Annotated in this window: 19 protein-coding genes; 11 read left to right on the top strand and 8 right to left on the bottom strand. The window is 61.1% G+C overall.

Annotation, left to right across the window (positions count from 1 at the left end; all coding sequences use genetic code 11):
- Nucleotides 1-2: 2 nt before the first annotated feature.
- Both GKIL_RS03525 and GKIL_RS03520 read right to left on the bottom strand, forming a co-directional pair.
- Nucleotides 3-404 (bottom strand): Fur family transcriptional regulator, encoded by a 402-nt coding sequence (locus GKIL_RS03525; protein WP_023172025.1) that lies wholly within the window; start codon nt 402-404, stop codon nt 3-5.
- A gap of 1 nt (nt 405) precedes the next feature.
- Nucleotides 406-723: a DUF1825 family protein gene (locus tag GKIL_RS03520; RefSeq protein ID WP_023172023.1), complete on the bottom strand. Its 318-nt coding sequence runs from the start codon at nt 721-723 to the stop codon at nt 406-408.
- A gap of 29 nt (nt 724-752) precedes the next feature.
- On the opposite strand from GKIL_RS03520, the gene GKIL_RS03515 reads away from it, so the two are divergent.
- Nucleotides 753-2,165, top strand: coding sequence for an FGGY-family carbohydrate kinase (locus tag GKIL_RS03515; protein ID WP_023172022.1), 1,413 nt, complete (start codon nt 753-755; stop codon nt 2,163-2,165).
- Here the strand turns inward: GKIL_RS03515 and GKIL_RS03510 are convergent.
- The 5 genes from GKIL_RS03510 to GKIL_RS03490 form a co-directional block, all read right to left on the bottom strand.
- Nucleotides 2,162-2,650, bottom strand: a complete 489-nt coding sequence (locus tag GKIL_RS03510; protein ID WP_023172021.1) for a hypothetical protein — start codon at nt 2,648-2,650, stop codon at nt 2,162-2,164. The two genes, GKIL_RS03515 and GKIL_RS03510, sit on opposite strands and share 4 nt — an antisense overlap.
- A 107-nt stretch (nt 2,651-2,757) precedes the next feature.
- Nucleotides 2,758-3,840 carry a photosystem II q(b) protein gene (gene psbA / locus GKIL_RS03505; RefSeq protein ID WP_023172020.1) on the bottom strand — a complete coding sequence of 361 codons (1,083 nt, stop codon included), beginning with the start codon at nt 3,838-3,840 and terminating at the stop codon, nt 2,758-2,760.
- A gap of 117 nt (nt 3,841-3,957) precedes the next feature.
- Nucleotides 3,958-5,010, bottom strand: coding sequence for a long-chain acyl-[acyl-carrier-protein] reductase (locus GKIL_RS03500; RefSeq protein WP_023172019.1), 1,053 nt, complete (start codon nt 5,008-5,010; stop codon nt 3,958-3,960).
- 6 nt (nt 5,011-5,016) lie between these two features.
- A complete protein-coding gene (locus tag GKIL_RS03495; RefSeq protein WP_023172018.1) occupies nt 5,017-5,736 on the bottom strand; it encodes an aldehyde oxygenase (deformylating) in 720 nt (239 codons plus the stop codon).
- A gap of 72 nt (nt 5,737-5,808) precedes the next feature.
- Entirely contained in the window at nt 5,809-6,489 is a 681-nt protein-coding gene (locus GKIL_RS03490) for a diacylglycerol/polyprenol kinase family protein (protein ID WP_023172017.1), read from the bottom strand.
- 75 nt (nt 6,490-6,564) lie between these two features.
- Here GKIL_RS03490 and GKIL_RS03485 point away from each other — a divergent pair, with 75 nt between their 5' ends.
- Nucleotides 6,565-7,137 (top strand): hypothetical protein, encoded by a 573-nt coding sequence (locus tag GKIL_RS03485; protein ID WP_023172016.1) that lies wholly within the window; start codon nt 6,565-6,567, stop codon nt 7,135-7,137.
- Here the strand turns inward: GKIL_RS03485 and pnp are convergent.
- Complete coding sequence (pnp, locus tag GKIL_RS03480) at nt 7,085-9,226, bottom strand: polyribonucleotide nucleotidyltransferase (RefSeq protein ID WP_023172015.1); 2,142 nt, start codon at nt 9,224-9,226, stop codon at nt 7,085-7,087. The genes GKIL_RS03485 and pnp overlap by 53 nt on opposite strands.
- 146 nt (nt 9,227-9,372) lie before the next feature.
- On the opposite strand from pnp, the gene GKIL_RS03475 reads away from it, so the two are divergent.
- The 9 genes from GKIL_RS03475 (at nt 9,373) to GKIL_RS03435 (ending at nt 16,816) form a co-directional block, all read left to right on the top strand.
- The gene (locus tag GKIL_RS03475; RefSeq protein WP_023172014.1) at nt 9,373-9,720 is read left to right on the top strand and encodes an NINE protein; all 348 of its coding nucleotides are present in this window, start codon (nt 9,373-9,375) and stop codon (nt 9,718-9,720) included.
- Between the two features lie 15 nt (nt 9,721-9,735).
- Nucleotides 9,736-10,458 carry a helix-hairpin-helix domain-containing protein gene (locus GKIL_RS03470; protein ID WP_023172013.1) on the top strand — a complete coding sequence of 241 codons (723 nt, stop codon included), beginning with the start codon at nt 9,736-9,738 and terminating at the stop codon, nt 10,456-10,458.
- Between the two features lie 66 nt (nt 10,459-10,524).
- Complete coding sequence (locus GKIL_RS03465; RefSeq protein WP_187293876.1) at nt 10,525-10,824, top strand: hypothetical protein; 300 nt, start codon at nt 10,525-10,527, stop codon at nt 10,822-10,824.
- Nucleotides 10,825-10,831: 7 nt separating this feature from the next.
- Nucleotides 10,832-12,202 (top strand): TldD/PmbA family protein, encoded by a 1,371-nt coding sequence (locus GKIL_RS03460; RefSeq protein WP_023172011.1) that lies wholly within the window; start codon nt 10,832-10,834, stop codon nt 12,200-12,202.
- 113 nt (nt 12,203-12,315) lie between these two features.
- Nucleotides 12,316-12,594, top strand: coding sequence for a hypothetical protein (locus GKIL_RS03455; RefSeq protein ID WP_023172010.1), 279 nt, complete (start codon nt 12,316-12,318; stop codon nt 12,592-12,594).
- A 74-nt stretch (nt 12,595-12,668) separates the two neighbouring features.
- Nucleotides 12,669-13,076, top strand: a complete 408-nt coding sequence (locus tag GKIL_RS03450) for a hypothetical protein (protein ID WP_023172009.1) — start codon at nt 12,669-12,671, stop codon at nt 13,074-13,076.
- A gap of 137 nt (nt 13,077-13,213) precedes the next feature.
- Nucleotides 13,214-14,041 (top strand): electron transfer flavoprotein subunit beta/FixA family protein, encoded by an 828-nt coding sequence (locus GKIL_RS03445; protein WP_023172008.1) that lies wholly within the window; start codon nt 13,214-13,216, stop codon nt 14,039-14,041.
- Complete coding sequence (locus GKIL_RS03440) at nt 14,038-15,120, top strand: electron transfer flavoprotein subunit alpha/FixB family protein (protein WP_023172007.1); 1,083 nt, start codon at nt 14,038-14,040, stop codon at nt 15,118-15,120. The genes GKIL_RS03445 and GKIL_RS03440 overlap by 4 nt, the downstream gene beginning before the upstream one ends.
- On the top strand, nt 15,098-16,816 hold the full coding sequence (locus GKIL_RS03435; RefSeq protein ID WP_023172006.1) for an electron-transferring-flavoprotein dehydrogenase: 1,719 nt from the start codon (nt 15,098-15,100) through the stop codon (nt 16,814-16,816). The genes GKIL_RS03440 and GKIL_RS03435 overlap by 23 nt, the downstream gene beginning before the upstream one ends.

Here is a 16,816-nt window from a genome sequence, read left to right as displayed (position 1 = left end):
GTCTAGACCCCGACCACCTGACGGCAGTCGCCGCAGGTACCATAAAAATCGAGAACGTGATATTCGATCTGAAATTCGTGGTCCTGGGAAAGGTGCTTTTCGAGGTCCCCCACCGGACAGTGATCGAGGGGGACGACCCGCTTGCAATTGAGACAGATAAGATGGTGCTGGCTGTGACTGGCCTTGCCGATCAGATAGTGGGCCTGATTGTCGCGCACGTCGATAATCTGAACCCGGCCACCGCCGTGCAACGCTTCGAGCGAGCGATAGACCGTAGCCAGTCCCACTTCCTGCTCGGTGCCCCGCAATTCGAGATAGATATCCTGGGCAGAAAGAGGCCGGTGCGAATGAACGAGCACCTCCAGAACAGCCTGCTGGCCCTTGGTCAGTTTGCGCACGGACATCTTATTCCTTGATCTGGGCTTTCATCTCTTCGAGGGTCTTCTCCATCTGCTGAAACATTTGCTGAGGAGTCATCCCAACTGTATTGAGCTGTTCGGTCATCTGTTTCATCGCCATCTGGGCCATAAAATCATCTGAAAGCTCCATGCGCTTGAGCATGATCCGTTGCCGCTCAAGCAAGTCTTCCATCTTTTCGATAAATAGTTTTTTGCCTTCCCGGTCGAACTTGCCGTAGTTGCTGCCGATGCGCATAAGCTCCTGATACTCCTGGTAGAATTCTCGAGCTTCTTGCTGGACGATCTCAGAATCGAAAAATCCCATGGTAGTTCTCGGTTCACCGGCACTCTTCCATGCTATCGCACGCTGAGTTGTTTATCGGAATCGACCTCGGAAGCTCCGGGTTGCGATTGCTTGCTGTCGATAGCAGCGGTCAGCCTGCTGCTGAAAGTCGCTGCGGCTGGCCTGTTGTGGGGACCGAACAAGATCCGCTGGGCTGGCTCGTGGCGCTGGAGACGCTCTGGCCCGCCTTTTGCCGCCAACTCGCCGCGCCCGTGCGGGCCGTCGCTATCACCAGCACCTCCGGGACCGTCCTTGCCACCGACCGGCAGGGCCGGCCCATAAGCCCCGCCTGGCTCTACAGCGACTGCCGGGGGGCCAAAATCGCGGCCCGCTTTGGGATCGCAGCCAGTTGGGGACTGAGCCGCTGGCTCTGGTGGCAGGACCATGGGCCTGCCGACTGCCTGCTGGTCCATCCGAGTGACTTTTTGCTGATGGCGATGGGCGCAGCCCCCGGCTGGACCGACCATACCTGTGCCCTTAAAAGCGGCTACGACCCCGAAAGCGGCGAGTGGCGGCGGGCACTCGCCGCCGGTATTCCCGCCCACCAGTTGCCCGCCGTCGTCAGACCCGGCACGGTGCTCGGCAGGCTCGATCCGAGGTGGAATCTGGGAGATGGGGTGCAACTGGTGGCAGGCTGTACGGACGGGGTTGCCGGTCAGATCGCTGCCGGTGCGCTCAGCGTCGGAGAGGTCTGCCTCAGTCTGGGAAGCACACTGATCTTCAAGGGCGTGAGTACGGAGCGGATCGAGGGAGCCGGTGGCGCGGTCTACAGCCACCTCCATCCCGACGGCAACTTGTGGTTGCCGGGAGCCGCCTCCGCCTGCGGCGGGGCGATTCTTGAGCAGTTCTATCCAAAAGAAAGCTGGGACACCCTCAACGGGCTGGCGACAGGTTGCATTCCAACCGGGAGCACCGCCTATCCTCTAAGCCGTCCCGGCGAACGTTTTCCGATCACAGAAAGCACGTTTAGCGGTGCTCTGCCCGAGTTTGCCGTAACGGACCCGCGCTTTTTTGCTGGGCTTCTAGAAGGGGTCGCTTTCGTCGAACGCCTGGGGTTGGAACAGTTGGAACGGTTGGGAATGCCACGAACGGGCCGCCATTTTTGTGTCGGTGGCGGCAACCGCAGTCCGCTCTGGTTGCGGCTGCGGGCGGCTGTGCTCGGTACCACCCTGCACCTGCCCCTCCAGGCAGAACCCGCCCTTGGAGCGGCTATTCTGGCAGCGGCTGGGGCGTCCGGCCTGTCCGTCGCCGAAACGGCGGCCCGCATGACCCGTGCTGTCCAATCTATCGAGCCGGATAGAACCTTGAAAGCCGCCTGCGCACCGATCTACCGCCGGTTCGTCGAGCGCTGGCAAAAAAGGAGCGAGGATCGCTCCTCGCCCCATAGACACGACGATCGAACAGACCCCAATCTAGAAACTTAAGCCGCTTTGATGCTGGAGAGAATTTTCTTGAGCACCGGCGCTTCTGTCTCCGCTGCTTTGGCGTTGACCAGGCTGATGACGAGCAGCACACGACCGGCAGGGGTCTTGAGAGCTGTATAGTTGACGACGACCGGGATATTTTTGAGCACTCCCGTGCCGGTGAGCGTCTGTCCGGCAAGCCCGTTGATCGTCACATTTCTGGGCGGATTCTTGAACTTGAGGTTGCCGACCATCTGGGCAGCCCGCTCATTGAGCACCTTGACCGCTGTTGCTAGATCCTCACCGGCCACCGAGTCGAAAACCATCGACAGTCCTCGATCGGGGGTTGCGATCGTCAGAGCGTCACCACTCTGGGATTTTTTGAAGTCATTGGGGACGGTAAACTGGACTTTGGCAAGCTGATAGGTATAGGTTTCTGCAAAGGCAGCAGCGTTCCATCCGAAGATGAGTAGCACTGCCAGCATGAACTTCACCAACTTCCTCATACTGAACCTTCCTGTAGCTCGGTAAGTGGCCTTTTTTAGGAGCCGAGCAGATTCTCACACAAAAAAGGGCTCCCAGAGGGAGCCCTTCTTCGCAAGATCGGTTGCGCTTAGCCGTTGAGGTCAGCGGTGCTCACCGCCACCGGCACACTCTCGCTCGACGCCAGGTCCAGCGGGAAATTGTGCGCATTCCTCTCGTGCATCACTTCCATTCCCAGGTTCGCCCGGTTCACCACGTCCGCCCACGTGTAAATCGCACGGCCCTGCGAATCCACGATGCTCGAATTGAAGTTGAACCCGTTCAGGTTGAACGCCATCACGCTGATGCCCAGCGCCGTGAACCAGATCCCTACAACCGGCCACGCCGCCAGGAAAAAGTGCAACGAACGGCTGTTGTTGAAGCTCGCGTACTGGAAAATCAGACGACCAAAGTAGCCGTGGGCCGCAATGATGTTGTACGTCTCCTCTTCCTGACCAAACTTGTAACCGTAGTTCTGCGACTCCTCGTAAGAAGTCTCACGAATCAGGCTGCTGGTCACCAACGAACCGTGCATCGCACTGAAAAGCGAACCACCGAACACTCCCGCCACTCCCAGCATGTGGAAGGGGTGGTTGAGAATGTTGTGCTCCGCCTGAAAGACAAACATGAAGTTGAACGTGCCGGAGATACCCAACGGCATCCCATCGCTGAAACTGCCCTGACCAATCGGGTAAATCAAAAACACCGCCGTCGCTGCCGCCACAGGCGCACTGTAGGCAATGCAGATCCAGGGACGCAAGCCCAGACGATACGATAACTCCCACTCCCGACCCAGGTAGCAAAACACCCCAATCAAAAAGTGGAAGACGACAAGCTGGTAAGGCCCGCCGTTGTAGAGCCACTCATCCATGCTGGCTGCTTCCCAAATCGGATAAAAGTGAAGACCGATAGCGTTGGAGCTGGGAATGACAGCGCCGGTGATGATGTTGTTGCCGTAAAGCAAGGAGCCGGAAATCGGCTCGCGGATGCCGTCCATGTCCACCGGCGGGGCGGCGATGAAGGCGACGATGTAGCAGATGGTAGCCGAAAGCAGGGTGGGGATCATCAAGACGCCGAACCAACCGACGTAGAAGCGGTTGTTGGTGGAGGTGACCCAGTCGGCGAAGCGCTCCCACAATCCCTGAGTCGAACGACGCTCAAGTGTTGCAGTCATGGTTGTATGAATCCGATAAAGGTTGATGGACTGTATTTGTTAACCAATGTAACAAAGATAAGAAAAAAGGGGACGCAGCCCCTCTTTCTTATGTCTTATTTTTAAGATAAGCCCCGCTTATTGGATGACAGGCTCGCTGCCGGCACCGCTGATTTCGAGGAGGGGGCGAAAGCCGTGCTTGCGGGAGAGGGAGCCAATCTGCTCCATCTTCTCGACCGTGATGTAGTTGCGGCCCCAGGAAAAGTTAAAGTGTAGCCCCTCAAATTCGAGCAGCATCGACTCGGCGAAGCAGGCAAAGAACTGGCGGGCCGGGTTGGGCACGTTCAAAAAGGACATGATCTTCCAGTCGATGTCGAGGGAGTGCTCGACCATGCCGCCGTCGAGGACGTAGACGCCGGGGCGCTGCAGGGCACCGGCCATGTTCTTGGGATAGCCGCCGTCGATGAGCAGGCAGGGGGTACGCAGGGTCGCCGGGTCGATGGCCATGCCCTGGTTGAGCGAGGCGACCCAGACGACGATATCGGCTCTAGATAGAGCTTCCTCGACCGGCAGGATTGTGCCGGAACCCAACTCCTGCTGCAGTCGTTCGAGCCTTTCGTAGTCGCGGGCGACCAGGAGCAATTCTTTTGGGCCGCTGTGGCGGGTCAGCCAGCGGCAGACGCCGCTGCCGATGTCGCCGGTGGCTCCAACTACGGCGACAGTCGCCCTGTGCAGGTCGATGCCGTAGCGGGCCGCTCCCTGCTCGACCTGCTGGCTGAGGATGTAGGCGGTGTGGGTGTTGCCGGTAGTAAAGCGGCGAATATCGAGGGTGATGTCGCGGACGTTGAGCAATTTTTCGAGGCTGAAGTTCTCGAAGATAATCGATGAGAAACCACCCAGAGCGGTGATGTCGATGCCGCGCTTTTGCACAAGGGCCATGGCGTTGAGCACCTTGCGCATCGCGGTCTTGAACTTGCCCTGGGCAAGCATCTCCGGCAAAAAGCACGACTCGACGTACTGGCCATGGATCACCTGGCCGGTAACGCTGGTGATCGTGATTTCATCGACCGCCTGGGGCGGGGCCATACACCAGAACTCCAGATCCTGGCAGGCGTATTCGTCGTAGCCCAGATCGCGGGCGACCCGCTGGGCGTGGCTGAGGTTGGTGAGGTGTCCGATCAGACCAAACATGTTTATTTAGGCGCGGGGGGCGGCAGCCAGGCCGCGAGCCGACATCTTCATCACATCGCGGGTGGTAAAGCCGATGTCTGAGAGGGCTTCGCCGTACTGAATCAAAAAGTCTTCGACGATCGCTTCTTTGTCCATCTGCAGCGTCGCTGCATCGTCTTCGACTTCCCCCAACATCCGCCAGACGATGGGCAGATTCTGGGCGTTCGCCTGCTCGATCCCAGGGCGCACCGCCTCGAAGTGGTCTTTGAGCCACTGCTGGCCAAAATTGAGGTGGGTGTACTCGTCTTTGACGACGCCTTCGGTGACGCGCCGGGCGAAGGGGTCGGCCACCGGAATGTAGATGTTGTAGGCAGCGATCGCAAAGCACTCGATGATCAGAGCCTGGATCACCATGCAGGCAGCGATGTCGCCGCTGGCGGCGGCCCTTTGAAAGTTGGCGTCGAGCCCAGCGAAGTAGCGCCGGGCGAACTCGTCGTCGGGCGTCACCTCCAGATTGCGGGCACAGGATTGAAAGCCTTTGAAGTGCCGGTTTTCCATGGCCGACAATTTTTTGAGGGCATCGGCGTGGTCCGGCAGCAACTCAGCCAGTGCCAGGTAGTTGGCGCAGGCTTCGCGCTCACCCTCCAGCACGATCGCGTTGATCCGGGAATAGGCATCCCGGTAGGTTTCGGAGCGGTAGTCCAGGGCCGGTGCGCCTGCGGCTGTTGATTCGTCGGTTCGGTTCACGAAAGTAGGCCCGTCAGTGACATCTATTTTTGAAGCTAAAGCGTATTCTACGTAAAAAATGTTCTCTCTGCATCAGCGTCCCGGCAACAAACATTCATAAAGGAGGATATTCGCCAGGATAGCGCTACCGACGGGGACTGTCAGATTATCGACGCCGCCCACCGAAATCACTTCTAAGGCCGCCGCGACGACGGCGATAGTGCCGGCACCAAAAATAGTTGACCCTCCCCAGCCGCAGGTTATGCCCACCAGCAGCAGCGCAACGACAAAGCTGACGGCAGCCATCGTGAGCGAACCTTCGAGGGTTTTGCGAACTCCCAGCACCTTGTAGGTGCGTCGGCCAAGGCTCTGGCCCACCAGCGCCGCCAGCGCATCCCCCCAGGTCATCACCAGAATGCCCAGCACGGCGACGATCTTCCGGTCAGGGTACCAGAAGCAGGCTACCAGCAGGCTGATGCTGAGGGCATAAAAAAATGTACCGAAGCTGCGGCGGTTGACACCGCTCAGGCTCCCTAAGAACCGATAGCGATAAGAAAGCAGCGTCACCGCACAAAAAAGCAAACCAAAGCCGAGGGCTACCGGGCGGGTGACCTGGAGCATCCAGGCAAGCAGGATGATGTTGCCGGTGGCGATGTGGACGAACTTGCGGGTGTACTCGTTGGCGGTGCGGTGATTGGCAAGCCACTGGGCAATCGCCAGCACGCCGCCCACGTACAGGCCGATCCAGACAGACTGCCACCACCAGGCGATCACGCTCTCCTCGCTTGCCTTGCTGTCTAATGTAAGCTCGTTGCGCTAGGTTAGAAAAAAACCTTCAGCGACAGGGCTATGAATCTGACGGTTGGCGAACTGTTGCGGCGACGTTTTGCCGAGCATGGCTTCGACAGGCCAGATAACGCCATTCCCCTCACCGGCGTCGCGCCGGTCGATTGGGCGATTCGCTTTCATATCGAGCGCCACGATGTCACCCATATTTTGATGGAAGCGCCCAACACGCCTCTGGGCGAAGCCTACGTGGGCGGCGCGGAGGCCGCGAGCCTCGGGATCCCGAGGCTCGCGGCCATCGTCGGTTTTGCTGTGATCTGCCGCCTCGACGCCGATTTTGATCGAATGCCGCGCCGGGAGATGCTGCTCAGTATGCTGCGGGGCTACGACCGCCACCTGCACTGCCCGACAAAGATCGTCACCGGCCAGCCGGGGGTCTACAGCATCGAGGCGGTGTTGCCCCTCACGCTCGGGGAGGCCCAGCGGCGCACCGGCATCGTTCCGATGGCCGCAAGGACCCGGCGGCGAGCCGGGCGCACCGTGCGCCAGATGGGGCCGGATGGCCTGTTAGAACACCACCCGGCTACTGGCCCCGCGCTGCCTCCACCTCGCTCGGGTGGATACCCCGGCGGGTGAGGTTGATCCGGCCTTTCTGGTCGATGTCCTTGACTTTGACCACCACTTCGTCGCCGACGTTCAGTTCGTCCTCGACCTTGCGCACCCGGTGCTCGGCCAGCTGCGAAATATGCACCAGCCCTTCTTTGCCGGGTAGAACCTCGACGAAGGCACCGAGGTTGGGAATGATCCGGGTAACGGTGCCCAGGTAGACTTTGTCCACCTCGACGGTGCGGGTCATCCCTTCGATGATCTGGCGGGCGGCGAGGGCTTTGGCTCCATCTACCGAGGAGACGATCACCGTGCCGTCGTCCTCGATATCGACCTTTGCGCCGGTCTCTTCTACGATCCGTTTGATCGTCTTGCCGCCGGGACCAATGACCAGGCCAATCATATCGACCGGAATCTTGAGGGTCAGCAGTCTCGGAGCGTAGGGCGACAGCTCCGCTCTGGGCTTGTCGATGGCGATGAGCATCTTCTCAAGAATATGCAGCCGCCCGGCTTTGGCCTGCTGCAGCGCCGATTCCATGATGGAAAGGGTAATCCCCTGGATCTTGATGTCCATCTGCAGGGCTGTGATCCCGTCGCGGGTACCGGCCACCTTGAAGTCCATGTCGCCCAGAAAATCTTCGATGCCCTGGATGTCGGTGAGGATGCGCACCTCGTCGCCTTCTTTGATAAGTCCCATCGCCACCCCGGAGACCGGTTCGCGCAGGGGCACCCCCGCGTCCATCAGCGCTAGAGTCGAGCCGCAGACCGAACCCATCGAGGTCGAGCCGTTGGAGGAGAGCACCTCGGAGACGACGCGGATCACGTAGGGGAAAGCTTCGTACTCCGGCAGCACCGGCACGATCGCCCGCTCCGCCAGGGCTCCGTGGCCTACCTCGCGCCGACCCACCCCGCGCAGGGGCTTGACCTCGCCCACCGAGAAGCCGGGAAAGTTGTAGTGGTGCATGTAGCGCTTGGACTCGTCCGGGTGCAGGTCGTCGAGTTCTTGAGCGTCGGAGCCGGTGCCCAAAGTGACCACCGAGAGCACCTGGGTCGTCCCCCGCGTAAACAGTCCGCAGCCGTGGACGCGCGGGATGACGCGCACGGCACTACTTACCGGGCGCACCTCGCCCAAGGCGCGGCCATCGACGCGCTTGCCCTCGTCGAGGATCTGCCTGCGCATCAGTTTTTTGGTGGCTGACTTAAAAAGCGCCCCGAGTTTGTTGGGATTGGCCGCCAGCTTCTCGCGGAGTGGATCGTCCTCGCCCAGGGTCTCAAAAGTTGCTTTCAGCTCTGCCTCGATCCCATCGAGCCGTTTGTCGCGCTCGTCTTTGCTCAGATCAAAACTGTGGAGAATTTCTGCCACCGGGTCAGCTACCTTCTGCTCGACGAAGGAGACGAGCACCGGGTCGTTGGCGGGGGGCGTAAATGCGAGCGGTTCGACTTTTAGTTCTTTGATGAACTCTTCCTGGGCGGTGAGCATCGCCTGCACCGCCTCGTAGCCAAAGTCGATCGCATCGAGGATGTCTTCTTCGGAAAGGCCGTTCGCTCCCGCCTCGACCATCATGATTCCGTTTTTGGTGCCGGCCACCACCAGATCGAGATCCCCGTCTTCGATCTCCTTGTAGGTGGGATTGATGATGAAATCGTCGCCGATAAGGCCGACGCGGGTCGCTGCTACCGGCCCATCGAAGGGAATTCCCGCGAGCATCGTCGCGCTGGAGGCTCCGAGAATCGCCAGAATGTCCGGCGGAACGTTCATATCGAGGGCGAGAACAGTCGCCACGATCTGCACGTCGTTGATAAAACCTTTGGGAAACAGTGGCCGCAGCGGGCGGTCGATGAGGCGGGCTGCCAGGATTGCCTTTTCGGGCGGGCGGCCTTCGCGGCGGACAAAACTACCGGGAATGCGACCGGCGGCGTAGAGGCGCTCCTCGTAGTCAACCAGCAAAGGAAAAAAGTCGATTCCCTCGCGCGGTTGGCGGGCCATCGTCGCAGTTACTAAAACGGCAGTCTCTCCCGACTGCACCAATACCGATCCGCCTGCCAGCTGTGCCAGGACGCCTGTACTTAACCCGATCTCGCGTCCATGGACTGTGACAGACTTTCTGTACTCGATCATGTTCTTCTCTATCTTTTGTACTCGTTAGAGTCTAACAAATGGTCGATTCAGCGAGCGGCAGGCCGGGGATCAACGGCAACTCCACCAGCCGGGGCGAGGACGACTAAGATGGAGGAGCGGCATGTCAGTCAACAGGTGCGTGATCGATGAGTGAGAAAAACCGTCAGACAGCAGCCATACTCGCCATGCTGCTCGGTTCGCTGGGTGCGCACAAGTTCTACCTGGGCCGACCGGTCGCCGGTGTCTTTTATATGCTGTTTTTCTGGACGGGACTGCCGGGTCTAATCGCCTTCGCCGAAGGGCTGATTTATCTGTTCCAGAGCGACGCCGAATTTGGCAAAAAATTCAACCCGCAACTGGCCTACGAGCAGCCCAAATTCTTAGGCGATCCGATCGACACGCTGCGCCGCCTCGAAGCCCTGCGCCAGGAAGGGCTGATTAGCGACGAAGAATTCGAGGAAAAGCGCCGCAAGCTGATCGAGCGCATCGGTTGAGGCGGGAGAACACCTGTGGAGGCGCGCAGCTGGAAGTGGTTGACAGCGATCCCCGCCCTCAGCTGGTTGGGATTGTTTCTTGCCGGTCAACAAACCCGTAAGGCGGACTGGGTGCGCTGGAGCATCCTTTATGCCGTCTTGAGCTGCCTCGGGCTTGCCGCCGGTGCCGCCCTTGGGGAGTGGTTTTTGTTCTGGTCCGTCTGGGCGGTCGTCGTCGCCCACACCTTTCAGGTACAGGCCGAGTACCGCAACCGCTTGCTGATGATGGGCGATCCCCGGCAGCGCCTGCGCTCCGAGCAGGACGCGCTACTGGCAAAGGAGTTGGGTATGGGCGTCGATATCAACCGCTGCAGCGTCGATGATCTGCTGCGCTTGCCTGGCATGTCGATTATCGAAGCGCGTCGGATCATCGAGGCGCGCCGCAACGGTGGGCCGTTTCTGTCGGCGGACGAGCTCATCGACCGCGCCGAATTGTCCTCGGCCAAGGTCTACCGCCTGGAACCACTGTTGATGTTTTGCTACTACGAGCCCCCTCTGCCCCTGCCTGCCATCCTCGACGCCAACGAGGCGAGCGTCGTCCAACTCGAACAGATGGAGGGCATCGACTCCACCCTCGCGGTGCGGATCGTGTGCGAGCGCGAACAAAATGGCGAGTACAAAAACCTCGCCGACCTGCGCGATCGCCTGGGCCTGCCGCCGCGCGTCATCGCCCGCCTGCTCAATCGCCTGAGCTTCTAAGCCGCCGAGCGGTGCTACAATCGAGGCATTAAATGAACAAATGTCCTCAATATGCCAGTAACAGCCGTGAACGCTTCTGAGCCGCCGATGGTCCACTCGGCGGACAGCCTCTTTCCGCTGCCGGCCCTCGCCTATCTGCGGGCGAGCCAGGGTGAGCGCATTGCCCTTATCTGTCGGGGGGTGGGCGGTCTTTTAGAGCGGGTGGAGGCGCTGGGCGGGCAACTGGTCTGGTTTTTTCCGGCGGACGAGCGGCCAGTTGCGGCTGTGCTGGCAGCCGAGGCGGTCCTGTTCGATCTGGTGGTCGAATACCGCCATACTGGAAAGCGGCCCGATCCGGTCGGGCCGCCGAGCGTTACCAATTTGTGACTGTGCCATGCAAGAGCGCCTCGAAGAGCTGATTCGCACCTACCGCCCGAAGGTCGATTTTCTGGCAATTCGCCTTGAGCAGGCCCAGAGCACCGACATCAGCCTGCGCGGCCCCCTCGTCGAGACGCTGAGCGAGGCGCTGGCGGTAGGCGGCCATGTGCGGGCCTGTTATAAGGGCGGTTGGGGCTTTGCCAGTTTCAATCGCCTGCAAGATCTCGAAGCGCGCCTGGCCGAGGCGGTGACAGCGGCCCGCCTCACCGGCAGCGAACAGACCCAGCTTGCCCCCATCGAACCGGTGCGCCGCTCTGTTGCCCTGCAACTGGGTGGCCGCGACCCGCGCAGCGTGCCGCTGGCCGAAAAAAAAGCCCTCTGCGATCACTACAACCAGATCCTCACCGCCTACTCGCCCCAGGTGGCGACCACCAGCGTCCACTACAGCGACAGCTACCAAAAAGTGCTCATCGTCACCTCCGAGGGCACCCTCTTAGAACAGGAGTGGATCGACCTCGAGATGCGCTTTGCGGCCACCGCCCGCGACGGGAGCACCGTCCAGACCGGGCGGGAGACGGGCGGTTCGCGCCGGGGCTTCGAGGATCTGCTGGGACTGGACGATAAGGTGCGCTCCGCCGCCTCGCGCGCCGTAGCCGCCCTTGCCCTGCCGCCGGTGAGAGGCGGCCTCTACACCGTCGTCATCGACCCGATCCTCACCGGGCTCTTCGTCCACGAAGCCTTCGGCCACCTCTCCGAGGCCGACATGGTCTACGAAAACCCGGATCTCATCGAAGTGATGAGCCTCGGGCGGCGCTTCGGTCCACCCTCCCTCAATATTTATGACGGGGCGGCGATCGGGGGGCACCGGGGCAGCTATCTCTACGACGACGAAGGCGTACCTGCCACCACCACCGCCTTGATTCGCGAGGGCGAACTGGTGGGGCGGCTGCACTCGCGCGAGACCGCCGGCAAGCTCGAAGAAGCGCCTACCGGCAACGCCCGCTGCCTCGATTACAACTACGCGCCGATTGTCCGGATGACCAACACCTGGATCGATCGCGGCGATGTACCGCTCGCCGACCTGCCCCTCGATATCAAAGAAGGCGTCTACGCCCGTAACTGGTTGGGCGGCATGACCAACGGCGAGATGTTCACCTTCAGCGCCGGTGAAGCCTGGATGATCCGAGACGGCCAGCTCGCCGAACCCGTGCGCGATGTCACCCTCTCGGGCAACGTCTTTCAGAGCCTCGCCGATATCGAGGCGATCGGCGACGACTTTGAGTGGGACGAATCCGGCGGCTGCGGCAAAGGGGGCCAGGACGGCCTGGCCGTGGGTTGCGGCGGTCCCAGCCTGCGCATCCGCAACATTGTCGTAGGCGGCAACTGAACCGGCATTTTGCCTCCGTTGCTCTAGAACTCATAATAATTTCATGATTTTGGCGCGACCCTGGGCCTATCGAGTCCCTGGTTATCCTGAAAGGAACGACAACTGCCGACTGTATGAAACTGCATCCTGTAACTGTTCTGGCCGCCCTTTTGGCCCTCTTGAGCACCCTGCCGCCCGCTACTTTTGCCCAATCGTCGGAGCCGACCGAGGAACAAATCCTCCAGGCGTGCGCCCGCAACACCGCCGCCAGTCTGCCCAACCCCTATAAAGACCTCAGCCCGACCCACTGGGCTTACAGAGCCGTTCTCAGCCTCCACTACTGCGGAGCGTACCGGGGAGCGGTGCCACCTGAGCGACTGCGCAAAGCTATAAATCTGCCCCAGGAGCAGTAAAACTTCTCTCCATCGTCGGGTGGCAGCTGGCAGGCAGTGTTCTAGGCTGGAGACCAGACACTGGGGAGCCAGTCATGGAGAACAATTACGCCGATTTCACCTCTTATCTGCACAGGGAGCCAGCCAGTTCCCCTGCCCCATCGAGCCACACCAGCCCAGCCTCCGAAGCCCGGCCAGAGTCGGATACAGCAAAACCAGCCGCAGCCGCCAAAGAGCGCATCGATCAGGCAATCGATGCCGGCGCAAAAAAACTGCGCAGCGCCGCTCACAAACTCGAAAACAGTGCCCAACCCGGCTCGCAGACAGCGCAATTGAGCGGCAAAGTAGCCGAGCAACTGCATCGCGGAGCGGAGGTGCTTGAGAAAACCCACGTCGATGATCTGACGGGCTCCGTCGAGAACAACATTCGCAAACAGCCCCTGCTCACCGTCGGGATCGCCTTTGCGGTCGGTTTTGTCCTCTCGCGTCTGTTGCGCCGCTAGAGCGCTTCTAAAGCGGCTGTTTCCGATGGGATTGCCGGTCAATCTCCAGATTGATAAAAAAATATGAGGAAGTCCGGTCCGCCCAGGGGATCAAGTTAGTATAGCGTCCGCAAGACAAACTCTCTATTGAAATTCTTGTGGACATCTTTGTACTGATCAAGCAGGTGCCCGATCAGGGAGCGAAGGCGGGCATCAACGCCGATGGCACGATCGACCGAGCGAAAGCGCGGCGGATGCTCAATCCCTTCGACCGCTACGCCCTGCAGGCGGCCCTGCACACCCGGCGCACCTACGGCGGCAGGGTGACGGCGATCACGATGGGACCACCGCCCGCCATCGAAATTCTCTACGAGGCGATCGCCCACGGCGTCGATCAGGCCATTTTGTTGAGTGACCGCCGCCTGGCTGCCTCCGACACGCTGGCCACCGCCTACGCCCTGTTTAAGGTGGTGCGCTACGCCGGACCCTTCGATCTCGTCTTCTGCGGTTTACAGACCACCGACGGCGACACCGCCCAGGTCGGGCCACAACTGGCGGAGCGGCTGCAGGTGCCCCAGGTGACTTACTGCGAAGACTTTGAGATCGAAGAAAATACGGCCCTGCTCGCCCGCCGCGTCATCGAAGGAGGAGCCCAGAGCGTGCGCTGCCCGCTTCCGGCGGTAGTGACTGTCGCCAACTCCTACGAGCGGCTCGCCTACAAGACGCTGCGCGGCGCTCAGCGGGTGCAGCAGCTGCAGCGCGACGAGGCGGAGCGCCGCCGGGCAATCCGCACCGTCACCCTCGATGACATCGAAGCCGACCCGGCCCGCTGCGGCCTCAAGGGCTCGCCCACGATCGTCGCTGCCACCGAAAAAGTGGGCGAAATTGGCGGCCACTGCACCTTCTACCAGGGCAAGGCGGCTGCCCAACTGGTGAGCGACGTGCTCACAGCCGAGATCATTGCACCCGATTTGGTGAAAAGATGACCAGGCAAGTATTGATCTTCGTCGAACAGGTCGCCGGCGAAATCCAGCCGGTCGCCTTCGAGCTTTTGGGTGCGGGCCGGATGCTCGCCGACAAGCTCGGTGCCAGTCTCGCAGCGATTCTCGCCTGCGACGTCGCCGGGCAACTGCCCGCCGTTCTTATCGCCCACGGCGCGGATCAAGTCTACGTGGCCGAGGATCCGGAGCTTGCCACCTACCGCACGCTGCCCTTTCGGCGGGTGCTCATCGACTTGATTAGCAGCATGGGCGAACCGCCCCACATCGTCCTTTTCGGTTCGACCACCACCGGGCGCGACCTTGCCCCGCGCATCGCCGCCTACTTCGAGACGGGGCTGACCGCCGACTGCACCGAACTGGACATCGGCCCCTACGAGCACACCAACGCTCAAGATCCCAGCAAAGTCGGCCTCTACCCCGACTGCCTCTACGCGATCCGCCCAAGCTTCGGCGAATCGCTCAAAGCCCGCATCCTCGGTCCCTGGAAGAACCCCCAGATGGCGACGGTGCGCCCCGGTGTGATGCTGCCCCTGCCCTTTGACAGCGACCGCACCGGCAGCGTTCAGTCCATCCCGGTCACCCTCCAGCCGGACGATCTCAAGCTGGTGGTGGCCGAGACGATCCGCGCCACCGGTTCGCAGGTCGAACTGCAGCGCGCCGAGGTGATCGTCTCGGGCGGTTTTGGCCTGGGTACGCCAGAAGGTTTTGCCCTGCTCTACAAGCTGGCCGGTTGCTTCAAAAACAGCGCCGTCGGCTCCTCGCGCAAGGCGGTCGATGCCGGTTGGATCGCCCACGCCCACCAGGTAGGCCAGACCGGTAAGACCGTCCGGCCCAAACTCTACATCGCCTGCGGCATCTCCGGGGCGATCCAGCACCGCGTCGGCATGGACAAGTCGGCGACGATTCTGGCCATCAACAAGGACGCGGGTGCGCCGATCTTCAAGTTTGCCCACCACGGCATCGTCGGCGACCTCTATCAGATCGTGCCGGAGTTGATTCGGCAACTGCAGATGCAACCTATCCACTCCACCGAGGCGGACCATGCCATCTCCCATACGCTATGACCTGCTTTTAGTCGGCGGTAGCGCCTCGAACTTGATTCTTGCCCACCGGCTCATCGATCTGGCCAGTGCGAGCGGTCTGCCCCTTGCGATCGCCCTGGTCGAAAAGAGTGCCCAGTTCGGTGCCCACATCGTGAGCGGGGCGATCACCCGCCCCCACGTCCTCGAAAAAATTTTTCCCAACCTCAAAGAAGCTGGCTTCCCGATCGAGGGAACCGTGAGCCACAGCCACTTCAGCGTGCTGGGCTCCGAAGAAAAGTGGGATCTGCCCCAGGCGGTCGTACCCAAAGGCTTCCGCAAGGAAGGCCAGCTCATCCTGACCCTCAGCCATGCCATCCGCTGGCTGGCCGACGAACTGCAAACCAGGGCGAAGGCAGCTGCCAACATCGTCCTCGATGTCTTTCCAGGTTTCGCCGCTCAGGAGATCCTCTACGAGGGCGAGCGGGTGGTGGGTGTGCGCGTCAGCGCCTCCGGCACCCTCAGCGAAGATGCGATCTACGCCCAGACCACCTGCTTCGGTGACAAGGGCTTTCTTTCAAAAGATCTCGTCGAGCGCTTTGCCCTCAGGCCCAACCCGCAACTCTGGTCGGTGGGAATCAAAGAACTCTGGGAGGTGGACCTCGACTACCAGGGCGTCGTTTGGCACACGATCGGCTATCCGATCTTAGATGGCACCTTCAGCGGCGGCTTCGTCTATGGCCTCGCCAACAAGCGCCTCTCGATCGGGCTGGTGGTGAGCCTCGACAGCAAAAATTCCAACCTCAACCCACAGCTGCGCCTGCAGCAGTTCAAGGCCCACCCCTGGATTCAGGAGCTGATCAAGGGGGGCCGGTTGCTCAAGTACGGCGCGGCTGTCATTCCCGAGGGCGGCTACTACAGTTTGCCCACCCGCTTCGGGGTCGAGGGGGCGCTGCTTTTGGGCGACGCGCTGGGGGTGCTCGATGCCGCCAGTCTCTCCGGGCTCGATAAATCGATGGAGACCGGCTACATTGCCGCCGGTCTATTGCACGATGCCTTCCGCGACAAACAGTTTGGCGATCTGGCGGCGCGCTACCGCGAGGCGGTGCTGGGCGGCTTTATCGGCCAGGAACTTTATACGAGCCGCCACTTCCGGCGGGCATTTTTAGAAAACGACCGGCTTTTGGGCGAATATCTGCCCGCTGTCTGCAAGAGCGTCGATCAGGGCCACCCCTGGCTGGGCAGCCTCAAATTTGGCCTGGGTAAACCGATCCAGCGATCAAGTGAGACCCTGCAGGCGCTCGGGCACATCCTGGGCAAGACCAACAGCGACGCCATCTTTCGCTACACGCCCTGCCACGAAAATATCGACCCCGCCTACAGCCCCGCTGCCGTCGCCGTGAGCCCCGCCGCCCGCGCCGAGACCCTCGTAAGTCGTCCCGACGCCGTCTTCTTTGCCGCTCCCCGCTACCACGAGGGCAACCGCCACATCGAGGAGTTCGACCCCCAGACCTGCCGCCAGTGCATCGCAACTTACGACCGGCTCGGCAAACCGACCCCCTGCGTCGCCGATTGCACCGCCGAGGTCCACCGCATCGATGCCCACGAAGGCATTCGGGTCCACGGCATGTCCCTCGAAAACTGCATCCAGTGCCGCACCTGCGAGATCGTCTGTCCGGCTGTGAATTTGCGGGTCAACCCCACCTACGAGGGTTCCGGGCCAGACTTTTACGGCCTGTAG

It is taken from the genome of Gloeobacter kilaueensis JS1, from assembly GCF_000484535.1.
Taxonomy (GTDB): domain Bacteria; phylum Cyanobacteriota; class Cyanobacteriia; order Gloeobacterales; family Gloeobacteraceae; genus Gloeobacter; species Gloeobacter kilaueensis.
The sequence above is the reverse complement of the archived record's forward strand: the minus strand, read 5'-3'. Positions and strand labels throughout refer to the sequence as shown.

What these genes read in the sequence shown, in the direction of transcription:
- GKIL_RS03485 (WP_023172016.1), top strand. Translation starts at nt 6,565, where the DNA reads ATGAATCTGACGGTTGGCGAACTGTTGCGGCGACGTTTTGCCGAGCAT.
- GKIL_RS03460 (WP_023172011.1), top strand. Translation starts at nt 10,832, where the DNA reads ATGCAAGAGCGCCTCGAAGAGCTGATTCGCACCTACCGCCCGAAGGTC.
- psbA (WP_023172020.1), bottom strand. Translation starts at nt 3,840, where the DNA reads ATGACTGCAACACTTGAGCGTCGTTCGACTCAGGGATTGTGGGAGCGC.
- GKIL_RS03515 (WP_023172022.1), top strand. Translation starts at nt 753, where the DNA reads ATGCTATCGCACGCTGAGTTGTTTATCGGAATCGACCTCGGAAGCTCC.
- GKIL_RS03435 (WP_023172006.1), top strand. Translation starts at nt 15,098, where the DNA reads ATGCCATCTCCCATACGCTATGACCTGCTTTTAGTCGGCGGTAGCGCC.
- pnp (WP_023172015.1), bottom strand. Translation starts at nt 9,226, where the DNA reads ATGATCGAGTACAGAAAGTCTGTCACAGTCCATGGACGCGAGATCGGG.
- GKIL_RS03525 (WP_023172025.1), bottom strand. Translation starts at nt 404, where the DNA reads ATGTCCGTGCGCAAACTGACCAAGGGCCAGCAGGCTGTTCTGGAGGTG.
- GKIL_RS03475 (WP_023172014.1), top strand. Translation starts at nt 9,373, where the DNA reads ATGAGTGAGAAAAACCGTCAGACAGCAGCCATACTCGCCATGCTGCTC.
- GKIL_RS03500 (WP_023172019.1), bottom strand. Translation starts at nt 5,010, where the DNA reads ATGTTTGGTCTGATCGGACACCTCACCAACCTCAGCCACGCCCAGCGG.
- GKIL_RS03450 (WP_023172009.1), top strand. Translation starts at nt 12,669, where the DNA reads ATGGAGAACAATTACGCCGATTTCACCTCTTATCTGCACAGGGAGCCA.
- GKIL_RS03455 (WP_023172010.1), top strand. Translation starts at nt 12,316, where the DNA reads ATGAAACTGCATCCTGTAACTGTTCTGGCCGCCCTTTTGGCCCTCTTG.
- GKIL_RS03440 (WP_023172007.1), top strand. Translation starts at nt 14,038, where the DNA reads ATGACCAGGCAAGTATTGATCTTCGTCGAACAGGTCGCCGGCGAAATC.
- GKIL_RS03520 (WP_023172023.1), bottom strand. Translation starts at nt 723, where the DNA reads ATGGGATTTTTCGATTCTGAGATCGTCCAGCAAGAAGCTCGAGAATTC.
- GKIL_RS03510 (WP_023172021.1), bottom strand. Translation starts at nt 2,650, where the DNA reads ATGAGGAAGTTGGTGAAGTTCATGCTGGCAGTGCTACTCATCTTCGGA.